This is a genomic window from Sphingobacterium sp. InxBP1 (genome assembly GCF_026191775.1).
Classification (GTDB): Bacteria; Bacteroidota; Bacteroidia; order Sphingobacteriales; family Sphingobacteriaceae; genus Sphingobacterium; species Sphingobacterium thalpophilum.
On record NZ_JAINDX010000038.1, the window covers coordinates 223,662 to 239,246 of the forward strand.

The following is a 15,585-nucleotide window of genomic DNA, read 5'->3' on the forward strand; positions in this document are numbered from 1 at the left end:
TCTGATTTCCTTTTTTTAGATGCACCGGCTACCAACCGGGATTCTGTATCATTTTCGGATTTTTGATGACCTCATAGAACGGAATCGGCGCCAGGTACATCTTTTTGTCAAAGACCATTTTCAGCAGCGGTACCGGCTGCCGGATGGTGCCCGTCCCTGTCTGGTAGATCCGCATGGCATGCAGCTGGGCATTGAAGGCCGTCTCTGCGGTCTTCCAGCGGCGCACATCATAAAAGCGGTGTTCCTCAAAGGCCAGTTCCTTTCTGCGTTCGTTGTGGATGATGTCGCGCATCTGCTCCCTGCTCAGTGCCGCCGGCAGCAGATAAGGGCTGAGTCCGGCCCGCTGCCGCAGCTGCTCCACGGCACTGTACACCGCGGCATCCGGCCTGTCGAGCCGCTCGTTGCGCGCTTCGGCATAATTGAGCAGCACCTCCGCATAGCGGAATAGGATAAAGTCGTGGTTGACGTTGCTGTAGTTATTGAGGGTTTCGAAGTTACCCATAAACTTGCGCAGGTAGTATCCCGTCTTGGTCTGCTGCTTGGAGCCCCCCGGTTTGTCTGCACCGCCCTCAAAGGTCTGCACCGCGCGGTTTAGCCAGGGCGCACCATTATAGAATATGGTCGCATAAAAGCGGCTGTCGCGTCCCTGATAAGGATCCTCTGGGTCGTAGCCCGAGTTTTCGTCGTCGATCGCCAGGCCATTGGCCATGCCAAAGGCATCCACGAGCTCCTGCGTGGGGCTGGTCCGCCCATTGTTGACCCCGTTGGCATAGCCTACCGGGCCATTGTTATTTTCGAAACTGGTGTTGTTGCCGCCCTGTTTCGAAAAGATACGCTCGTGGTTGCGGGTGATGAAGACATCCTTAAATGCCGGTTCCAGGCTGAACAGGCCGAGGTCCATCAGTGCACGGGCAGCATTCTCCGCCGCCTGCCAGCGGGCGGCCGAATAGCTGGCGTATCCCGTCAGCTCATTTTGTCCATCGATGTTGCCACCGTTAAACAAGGGGCTGGCCGCGTACAGCAGCACACGTGCTTTGAGCGCCATGGCTGCCGCCTTGGTGGGCCGGCCATAGAATGTTAGGTTGAAAGGATCCGTGCGCAGGCTGTCCATGGCCATGTCGCACTGCTGCACGATATAATTTACGCATTCCGCAAAACTGGCCCGCGGCAGCTCTATATCGTCGTTGAGCTGATACACTTTGTCGCCCAGCAGCGGCACGCCGCCATGGCGTTTGACCAGTTCAAAGTAAAATAGGGCCCGCAGGAACCGGGCTTCCGCCTTCCACACCCGTGGCATGGGCGTACCATTTTCCAGCTTGCCCTTGACCGGCACACGGTCGATATGCTGGATGAAGAGACTCGTCCGGCGGATTCCCTGATACCAGGAAGACCAGAGGTTGTCCTGATAACTGTCGGCCGTATAGGTTCCCGTTGCCAGCTGCTGTACGGAGGTATTGGTCGGATTTGAGGATACCGCATCGTCAGTTGCCGCATCGAGAAAGTCGCCGCCCACGCGGTTGCCCAGGGCCGGCAAAAAACGGTAGCAGTCCGCCAGGAAGCGGCCCGCATTTACGCCCGCCGAATCGCGGCTGTCAAACACCTGGTCCAGGGTCTGCAGTTCTACAGGTTCGACTTCAAGGTCGCTCTCGCAGGCAAATACCAGGAGGGCTACCGCAGATAGGGCGATCCATTTAAACGGATTATAGTTCATAACGTCAATAGCTAAAGGTTTATAATTTTACGTTCACCCCCAGGCTGACCGTGCGCTGTGCCGGATAGGCTGTACCCGAAGAAATCTCGGGATCCAGGCGGCTGTAGGGTGTAAAGGTGACTAAATTGTGGGCGCTGGCAAAGAGGCGCACGGCCGACAGCCTGACGCGCCTTGTCCAGCTGGCAGGCAACGTATAGCCGAGGCTCATATTGCGTATACGCAGGTACTCACCCTGGCGCGTCCAGTAGCTCGACACGTTCTGCGTATTGGTCGGGCTCGGCCCCAGCGTCAGCCGCGGGTAGGTCGCCGAAGCCGCCGTCTCCGGTGTCCAGCGTCCCAGCATATAGTCAAAACCCTGCCCCTCGCCGTTGCTACCAAAAGAATAATCCGTCTGCTGGTAAGTGCGGTTGCGCACGCCCTGCAGCAGCACACTGAAATCAAAGCCGCTCACCTGAAAGCCGAGGGTAGCACCAAAATACAGCGTCGGCCTGGTATTGCCGATGGCCGTCTGGTCGTACTGGTTGATGATGCCGTCGCCATTCAGATCCAGCAGCCTGACGTCCCCCGGCGACACCTTGTTGCCCGACAGCAGCGGCGCGCGGTCGGCCTCCTCCTGCGTCTGGATCAGCCCGTCCGCCAGGTAGCCGAATGTCTGCCCCACCGGCATTCCCGTGCGGCGGTTCCAGTCATACTTCTGAAATACCTCATTCATATACAGCACTTTCGAGCCGACACGACTGGCATTGGCTGTCACAAAATAGTTGAAGCTGCCCCAGTGGTTCTGATAGGTCAGGCTCAGTTCCTGCCCTTCATACCTATTTTTACCGATATTCTCGTTGGGATAACCAATACCGATCAGTTCGATGGTCGATCCCCGCTGCTGCAGCAGATCAAAGTAGGTATCCCGAAAATAATCGGCCGTCAGTTTGAACGTCGAGTTCCAGAGCCCCAGATCCAGGCCGATATTGAGCTTGTTGCCCTTTTCCCAGGTGCCCTCGATATTGGCGAGGCCCTTTTCGATCAGGCTGTAGGTGGGAGCATATTCCGAGCCGAAGTCGTAGGCATTCGAACCATCCTGACCATAGGAAGCACGCCAGCTATAGTAGCCCAGCGCCCCTTCGTTGCTGTTGCCGGTCCGTCCGAACGTCACCCGCCACCGGAGCTGCGACAGCCAGTCTGCCTGCCCCTTCATAAAGTCCTCCCCGAGCATGTTCCAGCCCAGGCCGAAGGCATAGAACACGCCATACTGGCGGCCCGGCGCAAAGCGGTTGAAGCCCGAATAGTTGACCGCTGCCTCCGCAAAATAGCGGTCGCGGTAAGCATAGTTTGCCGTGGCCGCGTAGTTGCTGTAGATCGCGGGCAGGTCAAACTGGTAGTTGGCCGTCTGGCGGTCGACAAACAGGCGGGCTCCGGCGCGGTGCCCGCCGCCCAGTTCCCTGTCGTAGCCCAGCATCCCCTGGAAGTAGTAGAAATTGGCCGTGGAGGTGATGGCAAAGGAGTTGGGCTGATCCGCAATGTTGCCATACCTGACATAGACCAGCTCTTTCTGTTCGTTATAAGTCAGATCGTAGACCGGTTGTTGCCGACTGCGGTCGATCAGGCTGGAAGAAGACGAAGACACGTTGAATTTTCCCTTTGCATACAGGCCGGGCAGAAAGCGGTCCAGCTTGTAGCTGAAGTCGAGGTTGGCCAGTAAATCGCGCGTGTTGTCCAGCAAGTAGCCCGCACCGGTGGCCATCTGGTACAGGTTGGTCCTGTATACCGACGAGCCCCCATAAGTGCCATCCGGGTTGAAGATCGGATACGCATTGTTGGGCGTATTGTAGAGGGCCGACAGGATCTCGCCCGTCCTGGCTCCCGGCTGCCTGCCGTCCTGTATCTTGCCGAAAAACTGCAGCCCGATGGTCAGTTCGTCGGTTACATCCACATCAATGGCGCTGTTGATCAGGTAACGCTTATTCTGCAGGTTGGTTTCATAGTCAAACTGATCGTCCGATTGAAAGAAACCTTCCTGGTTGAGGTAGCTCAGCGACATGGCGTAGCGTGCATTCTTGATGCCTCCCTGCACGCCGAGGTTGTACTTGCTGATGGGGCTCTGATCCCGTATCAGCGCATCGTACCAGTTGACATCCGGAAAAAACAGCGGGTCGCTGCCATCCTGATACGCTTTAAAATCACCGGCGGTATACACCGGCTGGCGGCCTGCATTGAGCAGAGCCTCATTGTAGAGGTAGGCATACTGGTGTGCCGCGAGCGGCTTGGGCAATTTGAGCGACTGCTGCATGCCCGTCTGCGCGGTGAAGCTGATCCGCGGTGGCCCCGGCCGCCCCTTTTTTGTCGTGACCTGCAGCACCCCGCGCGAGCTGCGCTGGCCGAGCAGGATGCTGGACAGCGCGTCCTTGGCGACAGTCACCGATTCGATGCTCTCGGGATCGATGGAATAAATATCGCGCTGCACGCCGTCGATCAGCGTGACCGGGCTCTGACCCCGCAGGTTAAATCCGATTTCGCTGTTGTCGCTCAGGCTGGAGCGGTATTTTACAGCATCCGAAGGCAGCGATCCCGCCAGGTCATTGGAGGTAATCGCAGCCATGGCCGGCGACCTGAAGCCGCTGAACTCCTGCGTGTACAGTCCGGGAATCCGCCCGGTCAGGGCATTCACATAGAGCGGGGTTGGCGTATCCTTGATCTGGCTGTTGTATACTACGGTAACAGCACCCAGCTGCTCCGTTACCTTCTTCTGATCGTAGAGGGCAGTCTGCGCCTCGTCGCTGCGCAGGACGCTGGTTACCAGGCGCACCAGCTTAGCCTCATTTATCCTGATCTGCTGCGGGTAATATCCGGGGTATTCGACCCAGAACACCGTTGTGGTGGTCTCCACTGCAGCAAACTCGCCCTCCTCATTGCTGATCCCCAGCAGGCGGTGCCCTGCATCATAGATCTTCGCGCCAGCCAGCGGCTTGCCGAATTCATCCACGATTTTCGGAAGCCTTGCCGGTGTGACCCGGTGCAACAGTGGCGCAGTCCGCAAGGCGTCGCCCTGCCGCCAGGCATGGGCAGCATAGCAGTCCGAGACGGCCAGCACCATACCGACAACACTTATTTTTATATAACGGTCAAACATTAGTTTTTCGATTATTGGTTAGTACTTGATCCTGTTTTCGGCAGCGCCAAATTCCAGATCACTCACATCTAAAAGTATATTTAAACGGCTGGTCCGTATTGCCATAGCCCACGCGTTTGCTGCCGGTGGCATCCGTATAGAAATATTCCAGCCGGGCGATATGCAGGTCCTTGTCCAGTTTAAAAAATCCCCTCGGCCAGATGTCGAGCAGGTATTTTTTGCCGCCGATATCTTTGAGGGCCGTCTCCGCTGCCGGCTTGCTGACCTCGGCAATCACTTTGCCCGATTCGTCGATGGCTTTCACCTGCAGGTACACCGCTTCAGCGCCATCCAGCACGGTATGGGCAACGCCGCCGTCAAAGGTCAGCGTGATGATATCGTTGTCCAGGCTTTTGACCGGCTGCACGGTACCCAGCTGGGGGTTGATAAAGTCGATCAGGTCGCCCTCACCGCCCGTCACTTCAAAGGGAGCAGAGAAGGTAAACTTTTTGTAGTCCGTATCCTCGGGACGCAGATTTTCGATGGACGAACCGATGTAGAAGCCCAGCGACACCAGCATATTTTCGGCGCCCACATTACATTCCGCTTTGACCGTAAAGTCAATATCCTCGTTATTGACAAACGAATAGGCCTGGGTACTCCGGAAGACGATCCATTCCATGTCGTCCACCAGGTTGGGGCCGATGCCAAACATTTTGCGTGCCGCCTGATGCCAGCTGAGGCCCGACACGGGTTCGAGCTCCGAATCCGGAATGATCCGCATGGTACCGTTGCCTTTGGGGCTGGTAAAGGACATCGTCAGGTTTTTACGGGCATTCCAGCCTTTGGGCACCATGATGCCGGCGACCAGCTGGGTGGTGTAGCTGCCGCCTCCCTGGATGCGCGGCTCGGCACCGCAGTGCATCGTGAAGGTCACCCGTTCATTGACCGCTGCCGAGGCCGGTACCGTGACCGAAATTGCCTTAAGCCCGCACTGTACCAGAAAGACCGTGACAAACAGCCCTATCGCGCAGAAGGCATAAATCGCATATTTTTTTATCTTTTTCATGTAAACAACTTGCTATAGTGTATAACCTTGTCTCCTGTTAATCTGCGGGGTCCTGCCGTTCGAGATCGTACTGGTACGAATTGCCCGCACAGCCCAGGCTCATCGATAAGCTGAGCTGGCGTCTGCCCTTAACAATGGGAAACTGAAACTTTAACAGCACATTCTCCTGACCGTCTGCGGGCCGCAGGACGATGTGAAAAGGATATTGTGGATCCTCCAGCCGGTAGGTACCGCTGCCGCGGACGACAAAGGGCAGCTGGTCGGCAACAGCGTAGGTGCCATCGGCCTTAAAGCTTATCCTGAAGTGGTCGAGCAGCATACGGCTGCCCAGGTCTTCGCCGTTGCGTGTCAGCTGGATCACCTTCCAGTCGCCCGTAATATCTTTGGCCGGCTCTTCTGCCGGGATTTTGGCCAGCTCATCTGTGCAGGACTGTAGCCCAGCGCATAGGAGCATCAGCATCGGAAGCAGTCGTATCGTGTTCTTTTTCATCATTTTATTTTTTCGTTTACCGTCGGCTGAGCGCTGTGGCAGCGCCCATCGCCGCATCTATCAATATCCGGGATTTTGAATCAGGTCGAGCGACTTGGCCACCTCAGACTGTGGTATCGGCCACAGGTACATCCGTTTGTCAAATACGCGTTTTCGTACGTTGATGGTGTTGTAAACCGTTCCCGCGGCCGTGCGCACCGGTTCTGTACCATGCAGCTGCCGGTTTTCAAGCGTTTCGGCCTGCCGCCACCGCCGCACATCAAAAAAGCGGTGTCCTTCAAAGGCAAGCTCCTTGTGCCGCTCGTTGTGGATGATGTCGCGCATGGCCGCCTGACTCAGGCCGGCAGGCAGCGCAAAAGGCTGCAGTCCTGCGCGCTCACGTATGGCTTCGACCGCCGCATACACCTCCCGGTCGGGCGCCGCCAGGTATTCGTTGCGGGCCTCGGCATAGTTGAGCAGGATCTCGGCGTAGCGGATGATAGGCAGGCAGCGCGGTGTATAGGTATTGAACCAGTCTGCTGCCACCTCGCGGTTGACCATCTTGTACGTATAGTATCCCGTCGGTGTACCGCGGTAGATGGCATCCTGCCCTGAGGTCACGTTGTTGGGATTGGTCTTATCGATGTAGATATTGACCGGCCGGCGGGCCAGCCCATCCCTGTGGAAGACCAGCGACTGGTCGCGCGTCACGGTATTGGCCAGGCGCGGATCGCGGTCGCGGTAAGGATTTTTAGGGTCATATCCCGAATTCGGGTCATCGATCGGCAGGCCGTTGCGCATGCCAAAGGCGTTGACCGTCTCGAGGTAGGGATAGGCTCCGGGGTTGCTGACACCGAAGGTCGGCGGATGCCAGATCCCCTCCAGTTCCCGGTTGGCCTCCTGCATCCTGGCCAGGATGTACTCCTCATTTTTGCGCAGCTGGAAGACCTGGTAAAAGCCAAATCCGGGCTCCGGATCGTTGTTGACATGCAGGCTATAGTGCCCCGACTCGATGACCTGGGCTGCTGCTTCCGCGGCTTTCTGCCAGCGGCCTTGGTCCGGTGCGGGGTAGGCGACCACTTCCCGCAGCGGGCCATCCGAGGCCAGTGGCTGACCGTTGAACAGTGGGCTGGCAGCATACAGCAGTACCCGCGATTTGAGCCCGTAGCAGGCCGCACGACTGACGCGGCCGTAGTCCTCGCCGGCATGCTCCCAGGGGAGATCCTGCGCAGCGGCATCACATTCGGAGACGATGTAGTCCACGCATTCCGCAAAGGTATTGCGGGTAGCAGGTATCACATCCGAGGCCCGGTAGACACTGTCGCCCATCAGCGGGACTCCGCCGTAATGTTCCAGCAATATAAAATAATAGTAGGCCCGCAGAAAGCGGGTTTCGGCCTTCACACGCACCTTGATCGGGTTGCCAAAACGGGCATGAGGCAGATTTTTGAGCATAATATTCGCCCTGCGAATATTGGTGTAGGGTGTCCTCCAGGCATCATTCGTAATGATATTGGAATTGACCGTTCCGGTGGCAAACTGGATGAAGGTGTTGATGCTGCCCAGTCCGGCGCCTTCGGCTTCATCCGTACTCGCATCGAGCCCCCCGCCGCCAAAACGTCGCGGTGCCGTCGCAAATCCAATATCCGCATAGATGCCCGACAGGAAATTGATGGTATACGTACTGTCGGAAAATACCACGCTTTCGTTTAGGTCAGAAGACTGTGTCTGATCCAGAAATCCCTGTTTGCTACAGGCTGCGCAGGCAACGAACGCCAGCACAGCATACACGAAATAGCTTTTGTTCATAATTGGTTATAAAACAGTAAAATAATATATTTTTATCCCTATGGGCTTCAGGACCTGGTCCCTCCGCCCGATGTATTTCAGATACCTATTGCAGGCTGCTCAGTGAAAATGGCCGCGAAGCCGGAGCAGTTCCCCTTTCATAATTTGGCTGTGCCCCCATCACAAAATGCAGTTCGCCCCCTTGCAGGATATCGCCGTAGGTGATGAAGTTTTTGTCGTACGGCACACCGTTGAGCTGTGCCGACTGGATGTAGACATGCTGCTCGCTGTTGTTGTCGGCACGGATCACAAACTGCCGTCCGTTGTCGAGCCTGATGGTCACCTTTTCAAAGAGGGGACTGCCAAAGACATACTGGTCCGTGCCCGGGCAGACGCTGTAGATGCCCATGGCACTCAGCACATACCAGGAGGACATCTGTCCCTGATCTTCGTCGCCGGGATAGCCCCTTTCGGTCGCATTGTACAACCCGGAGGTGACCATCCGGCTATATTTCTGTGCCTTCCAGGGCTGCCCGCTGAAATTATAGAGGTACGGCACGTGCTGGGTCGGCTGGTTGCCATGCGCATACTGCCCCATCTTAGCCAGCAGCATCTCGCGCATTTCATGGATCTCCTGCTTGTAAGTTCCATAGTTGATGCGCTGCTCCATCGTGAAGAAGGTATCCAGCTTGGCATTGAAGCGCTCGGTGCCCCCGAGCAGATTAATCAGGCCGTTGACATCGTGCAGCACCGACCAGGTGTACTGCCAGGCGTTGGCCTCCGTAAAAGGGCCGCCCCATTCCACCGGATCAAAGGGCTCACGCCAGCTGCCATCCGGGAGGCGGCCACGCATAAAGCCTACCGCCGGGTCAAACACATGCCTGTAATTGTACATCTGCCGCGCGAAAATATCCGCATAAAAGCTATTGCCTGTCATCTTGGCCAGCTGGTAGGCGCAGAAGTCGTCGTAGGCATATTCGAGCGTCTTGGCCGTGCTTTCATGGATCTCGCCATAGGGTATATAGCCTTTGGTAAAATAGTCTTTCCAGCCTTCGCGTCCATTGGAGCCACCCCACAAGCCCTTGTTGGTCGCTTCATGGTAATAGGCTGCCAGTGCACTGTCGGGATTGAACGTGCGGATACCCTTTACCCAGGCATCGGTGAGCAGGGAGATGGCATGGTTGCCGATCATGACGCCCGACATCCCGGGATTGGACCATGTGGGAAAAAATCCCGCCTGCTGCTGCGCGTCCAGCAGCGACTGCATATAGCGGCCCTGCATCTCGGGGTGCAGGATATTGCTGAGCGGAAACTGCCCGCGAAAGGTATCCCAGAACCCATTGTCGGTATACATGTAGCCCGCGTGTACCTTTCCGTCATAAGGACTGAAATAGTAAGGCCTGTCCTGCCGGTCCAGCTCGTAGAACTTACGGGAAAACAGGTTTGCCCTGAACATGCAGGAGTAGAAGGTTGCCTTTTGCGCTTCGGTGCCCCCATCGACGCGTATGCGGTTGAGCAGCTTGTTCCAGATGCCGAAAGCCTTGTTTTTGGTCTGCTCGAAGGTCCTATGCTGGCCCAATTCACGCTCCAGGTTGAGGGCAGCCTGCTCCGGGCTGATGTAGGAGGACGCTATTTTCACCTCCACCTTTGTGCCCGGGCGGAATTCCAGGTAGCCGCCCCGGCCCTTGCCGGCAGCATACGGCTGTCCTGCCTGCAGCGTTCCGTCCTCATTCGCCCAGGTGCCATAGGCCGTAAAGGGCTGACTGAACTGCAGCACGAAATAGTTGCGCATCTGCGGCGGCACAAAGCGGCCGTTGTGCACGTAACCGATGATCTTGCGCTGTTCGGGAATGATCCGGATTTCACTTTCCCCGAGAAAACCGTCGAGCACCAGAAATGCCTTTTCCTTTTTGGGGAAGCTAAAGCGCATATGAGCTCCCCTTTCCACAGGGCTCAGTTCGGCTTTAATGCCATTGTCAAAGCTGACCGCATAGTAGTGCGGTTTGGCCACTTCATGCTCATGGCTGAAGGCCAGCGCCCGCTGCTGCTCATCGACCTGCAGCTTCCCGCTGCCGGGCATCAGCGAAAATACCATATAGTCCCCCATCCAGGGGCTGCACTGATGCACCTGCTGAAAGCCCCTGATCTTGTCAGCCTTATACTGGTACTTCCAGCCATCACCGTTTTTGCCGGTCTGTGCCGAAAAGAAATGCACGGCAAAGGGCAGCCCCACCGTCGGGTAGGTATTGCCATAGGAAAGGCTCCACTCGGAGTCAGTGCCCTGCAGCGTACTTACATACTTGACCAGGTCCGCTTCCTGCGCCTGCAACCGGCAGGCAAGTAAAACGAGGAACCCAAACATCCATAATTTTAGTTTCATCATATCGCTTTTCTATTTTTTATCCGGATTGCGTCCTTTCCATTTCAGTACCTGCTTCTCGGCCTGCCCATACTGCTTCCACAGCAGGCGGAGGTCATTGTGTGCGGGATCCAGGTCGCTGATCCGGATTATTTTTTCCTCTCCCGGCATCAGTGTAAAGTAGTTGTCCGAGATCATCAGCGGCAGGATACGCTCTCCGGTATGGCCGTCCAGCATGCGCAGCCTGTTGCCAAAGGCCACGGTGCTGCCGGCATTACGGACGGTGAGTACCCGGCCTGAGCTGCTGCTATCGCTGCTGTCTACTCTCCAGCTGAAGTGCAGCTTTGCCGGGGGCAGGCTGTTGAGCGCCGTGTAGTCCAGTTCCCGCTGCCCATTGTGCCAGTAGAAATTTTCGGACAGCAGCTCCCCTGTGCTGCTGCACAGCTGCAGCCTGATGAAATGCAGGTCCGACAGCGCGCGATCACTGCCGCCGCTAAGGGGGCCGAGGCGGAATACCTCCCGGGCCTCGTTGCTGGCAACCGAGGCCGTGGCCCGGCGGCTATAGCCGGGGACTTCCTGTCCCGACAGGTTGAAGACGCGGGCAGTCACTGAAGCCGAGTCCAGGTCCAGCAGGCTGGTGTTGATCACCTTGACACTGTTATTGGCCACGTTCCACTGCACATACAGCGGTTCGCAGGCCTGTCTGGCCCCCCAGTAGGCGCCGGTCGCGTCGTAGTAGTAATCATAGGTCTGCCACACAAACGAAGGGTACGCCGACTGGCTCATCCAGATCAGCAGCCCCGCAGCATCGTCCCAGAGTTTATCATTCCAGGCCTCGTACATGCCCTTCATGACTTCCAGGTTGAGGTACTGCGCTTTCTCGGCAAAAGCCGGCAGTCCGTCCGAGGGGCCAAATTGTGTATTAACCGCCGCCTTATACTGGATGGGACTGGCATTGGACGCTTCCTTACCAAAGAAATGCCGGTTCCATACGTTGTCGTCTTCGGACTTCAGCTGCTCATCCGAGGGTAGCGGCCAGAGCTGATCCCGGGGGATAAACTTGACGATGCTCTCATAGTTGGGAAAGGTTGCCGTCCCGATTTCGGTCCGCAGGCCATAGCCGTAGCTGCCGCTGTAAGGATAGGGCGGCTGGTTCCAGGCCAGGTTGCTGCCCGAGGTTTCGAAGTGGTGCTTCGGCGGCTGATTGCCCCACCATCCGCTGCCCGACAGGCCATCCTGGTTGGAGCTGGACTTGTACAGGCGGTCGTTGTGGTCCTCGAGGGCCACGATGGAGCGCAGGTAGCTGTCGAGCTCCGGCTTGGGGCGCGTCTCATTGGCCCCGCACCAGATGGCGATACTCGGATGGTTGCGCAGCCTTTTGATCTTATCAAGGGCGTTGGCTTTGAAATCCGCATCGCTGGCGACATCGTTGTAGGCCACATACAGCCAGAAATCGTCCCATACCATGATGCCGTAGCGGTCACAATAGTCGTAGAAGGCATCGTCGGTAATCGATCCCGTCCATAGGCGGATCATATTATAGTTCATGTCTTTGTGCAGTTTCACCTTGAGGCCATATTCCTCCCCGCGGCAGCGCAGCAGGTATTCGCTCATGCCCCAGTTGCCCCCCTTGAGGTACACCTTTTTGCCGTTGATGAAGAAGTTGAGCACCGGCCAACCCGCACGGTTGCGCACATACTGGTACTCATATTTGCGGATGCCAAACTGGATCCGCTTCCGATCCGACAGTTGGCTGCCGGTCTTCAGCGTCAGCTCGCAGCTGTACAGATGCGGCTCCCCGTAGCCGTTGGGCCACCACAGCCTAGGCTGGTGGATTACCAACTCCTTGACCTCATTGCGGGTAATGTATACCTTCTGTCTGCTATGCGCTGCGATGGACAGCTTTTTGCTGAAAGGGATGCCACCGGGCTGTATGAGTCCGGTCAGCTCGACCTGCTGTGTGCTGTCGCTGGCATTGTTGATGTCGGTGGAAAACTCCAGGTAAGCAAATTCGTTGCTCTCGAGGTCCGAGCGCATCCAGGGGTCTTCTAGCGTGACGGCACCTGCGGAGCGCAGCGACACATTGCCCGTAATACCCGCCAGGCGTCCCGGCACATAAGGCATCCAGTCCCAGCCCGCTGCCGCCAGATAGGTCGGACTCGCGGTCACCCCGAAGGCTTCCTTATCGCTGCGTGTCTTTTTCTGGTCCGCATCGCTGATCAGCACAGCGACCGTGTTGTCCGCCCCTTCGCGCAGCAATGCCGTGACATCAAACTTGCTGCGCAGCATATGTCCGCTCACATCCCGGGTTGATGTTGCCGTCCCCGACAGCTTCACCCCATTGAAGAAGAAGTCCGCATAGCGGTTGGTATTGTCAAATTGCAGCCAGATGCGCTGTCCCTTGCTGTAGCCCGCAGGCAGCCGAAAAGTACCCCGGTACCAGAAGGGCCGGTTAAACAACTTTTCGTCCACCCGATAGATATTGTCCGCATAGTTGGGATCCGGCACCAGACCCTGACTGACATAAGCCGTAAAGACCACCCCCGGGACAATGCCCCTGACGGGGTCTTTCAGCACAAAACCGGGCTGCGAAATCTCCAGCCCCGACTGCGGCACTTCGTCCTTGGGCTTGATCTCCCAGCGGACGGCCGTATTGCTGCTATTGAGCGACAGCTCAGGTACCTGAGCCCTGTTCGGGGCAGCCAGCAGGAGCAGCAGCAGGATATAAATTAATCGTGTCATTATTAGATTCCCCAATTTTTATTGGGACGCGGTCCCATATACAGTTCCAGGGTGGCTCCCGCCACCATGTCTTTAAAATCAATATAACTTTTGTTGTACGGCTGACCATTCAGCTTCGCCCGCTGGATATAGCAGTTGGCCTCCGAGTTGCCATGGGCGATGATGCGGAAGGCCTTTCCCGGAAAATATACCGGATCCAGCGCAAAGACCACTTCCTCCAGCAGCGGGCTCGTGATCTCGTAGCGCGTCGATCCCGGGCAGGAAGGATGTATGCCCGCAGCGGCCAGTACGTACCAGGCCGACATCTGGCCCACGTCTTCGTTGCCGACAATCCCCTCGACCGAATTGCTGTAGGCCCGGTTGCAGATCAGGCGTGTCCACTTCTGCGTCAGGTGCGGCGCCTGCAGGTGATTGAACAGAAAAGGAATCAGGTGCACCGGTTCGTTGGCGTGATTATAATATTCGTTCCACAACATATTTTCGGGCGTCTTTTCAAAAAATTCCGTCAGGTCAGCCAGGGTCTTGTCCCTGCCGCCCATCAGCTCGATCATGCCGGGGATATCGTGCGGCACAAACCAGCCCTGCTGGTAGGGGTTGCTTTCGATGGTGCCGTACCATTCCTTGGTGCGGGCATTCTCGGGCCAGTCCTCCCAGGAGCCGTCGGCCCTGCGCGGCCTGAACCAGCCCTTCTGCGGATCAAAAATAGCGCGGTAGGCCCTGCTTTTGGTTCGGTAAGCCTGTTCCGTGGTCCGGTCACCGAGCTCCGCCGCCAGCTGGGCGATGCACCAGTCGGTGTAGGCATACTCCAGCGTGTTGGATATGCTGAGGGGGCCCGCGGTATAGCCCAGGGAATCATTGCCAAAACGCCGTGAGGTATTGACCGCATAGCGCAGCGCCTTGTGGGCATCATAGCCACGGATGCCCTTGGCATGGGCGTCTGCCAGCACCGAAAGTGCGGGGTTGCCGATCATACAGCCCGAGTAGGCGTTTAAGAGCTCCCAGCGTTCAAAATATTCCTTTCCCGACTGCTCCGCCAGGCTGATCAGCGAATTCAGCTCGTCGTTTACCAGCGCCGGATTGATCAGCGTCTGCAGCGGGAACTGCGAGCGGAAGACATCCCAGCCGCTGAAGATCGTGCGCTTGGTGAAGCCCTCACTCCGGTGGATCCGGCGGTCGCCACCGATGTAGCGGCCGTCGACATCCGTAAAAGTCCGCGGATCGATCATGGTATGGTACAGCGCCGTATAGAAGATGGTCTTCTGGTCCGGCGTGCCGCCGCGGATATCGACCTTTGACAGCTGCGTATCCCAGAGCGCCTCCGCTTCGGCGCGGATGCCGTCAAAGTCTTTGCCCTCCATCTCAGCCCTGAAATTATTTTCGGCGCCCTGCATATCCACAAAGGAGATCCCCACCTGGAGGTTGACCTGCTCACCCGCGTGGGTGGCAAACTCGGAGAAAAATCCCAGATGGCGCCCTTGCATGCTGTCGAGGTGCCGGGTCACTGTTGCTGCCGCCACGCGAGCCTGATAGGCCGGTGAGACGACATCGTCGCGCTTTCGCTTCCAGTCTTTCGGGATATCGGCAGACCAGACGCCATAGTTTTTGAGCGGTTTGTCAAAACGTGCGTAGAAGTATACCGTATAATCGGCTTTGCCGTCGCCATCCCCCCAGCCGCCGCCCTCGGGCGTGCAGCGCATCCAGCCGCGGATGCTATGATCGTCGGCTTTCTGTACATACTGTTCCACGGAAGTGCCGCCCACCCGGCGCGCCAGGTCGATCTGTATCCGCGACTGCCTGTTTTCGGGAAATGTAAAGCGGAGCATGCCACTATGCGGCGCTGCCGTGGCCTCCACCTTGATGTCATAGCGCCCCAGGTGGGCGGCATAATAACCGGCTCTGGCCGTTTCGCGCTGCTTATCATAGGGCGAACGGTAGCCCTGCAGGCTGCCATCCTCCTTTCCGGCGATGGTATGCAATGTCCCTGTGGTGGGCATGACCAGGAAGTTGCCCAGGTCGCCATACCAGCCCACGCCGCTCATCTGCGTGAAAGCAAAGCCTTCGATGGTACGGTGCTCATAGCTGTATCCGGGGCTGTTGTCGCCGCCGGTGATCGTATTGGGGCTCACCTGCACCATGCCGTAAGGTGTCGTTGCCCCCGGAAAGGTTTTGCCCAGACCGTGGTAGACGCCCGCAGCTCCGGTGCTGGTGCTGGCGCCGATAAAAGGATTCACATAAGCTGTCGGACTGGGCACATGCAGATGGCCGCGGCTCGCACAGGAAACGATCCCCAGTGCCAGTGCGGCGATACAACAGGTGAGCAGTCCAGTTAATTTATTCATATCTA

The 15,585-nt window shown here is 57.3% G+C and carries 8 protein-coding genes; all 8 read right to left on the reverse strand.

Features of this window, described 5'->3' with window-relative positions; all coding sequences use genetic code 11:
• Positions 1-28: 28 nt before the first annotated feature.
• The 8 genes from K7A41_RS02740 to K7A41_RS02775 all read right to left on the reverse strand — a co-directional run bounded on the left by K7A41_RS02740 (position 29) and on the right by K7A41_RS02775 (position 15,580).
• A complete protein-coding gene (locus K7A41_RS02740; RefSeq protein WP_265712508.1) occupies positions 29-1,711 on the reverse strand; it encodes a RagB/SusD family nutrient uptake outer membrane protein in 1,683 nt (560 codons plus the stop codon).
• 19 nt (positions 1,712-1,730) lie between these two features.
• Positions 1,731-4,835, reverse strand: a complete 3,105-nt coding sequence (locus K7A41_RS02745) for a SusC/RagA family TonB-linked outer membrane protein (RefSeq protein ID WP_265712509.1) — start codon at positions 4,833-4,835, stop codon at positions 1,731-1,733.
• 58 nt (positions 4,836-4,893) lie between these two features.
• Entirely contained in the window at positions 4,894-5,883 is a 990-nt protein-coding gene (locus K7A41_RS02750) for a DUF4961 domain-containing protein (RefSeq protein WP_265712510.1), read from the reverse strand.
• A 37-nt stretch (positions 5,884-5,920) separates the two neighbouring features.
• A complete protein-coding gene (locus K7A41_RS02755; RefSeq protein ID WP_265712511.1) occupies positions 5,921-6,376 on the reverse strand; it encodes a DUF5004 domain-containing protein in 456 nt (151 codons plus the stop codon).
• 57 nt (positions 6,377-6,433) lie between these two features.
• Complete coding sequence (locus K7A41_RS02760; protein WP_265712512.1) at positions 6,434-8,161, reverse strand: RagB/SusD family nutrient uptake outer membrane protein; 1,728 nt, start codon at positions 8,159-8,161, stop codon at positions 6,434-6,436.
• A gap of 85 nt (positions 8,162-8,246) precedes the next feature.
• Complete coding sequence (locus K7A41_RS02765; RefSeq protein WP_265712513.1) at positions 8,247-10,523, reverse strand: GH92 family glycosyl hydrolase; 2,277 nt, start codon at positions 10,521-10,523, stop codon at positions 8,247-8,249.
• A gap of 9 nt (positions 10,524-10,532) precedes the next feature.
• Positions 10,533-13,241, reverse strand: a complete 2,709-nt coding sequence (locus K7A41_RS02770; protein WP_265712514.1) for a glycoside hydrolase family 2 protein — start codon at positions 13,239-13,241, stop codon at positions 10,533-10,535.
• Positions 13,242-13,243: 2 nt separating this feature from the next.
• Entirely contained in the window at positions 13,244-15,580 is a 2,337-nt protein-coding gene (locus K7A41_RS02775) for a GH92 family glycosyl hydrolase (RefSeq protein WP_265712515.1), read from the reverse strand.
• Positions 15,581-15,585: the final 5 nt, after the last annotated feature.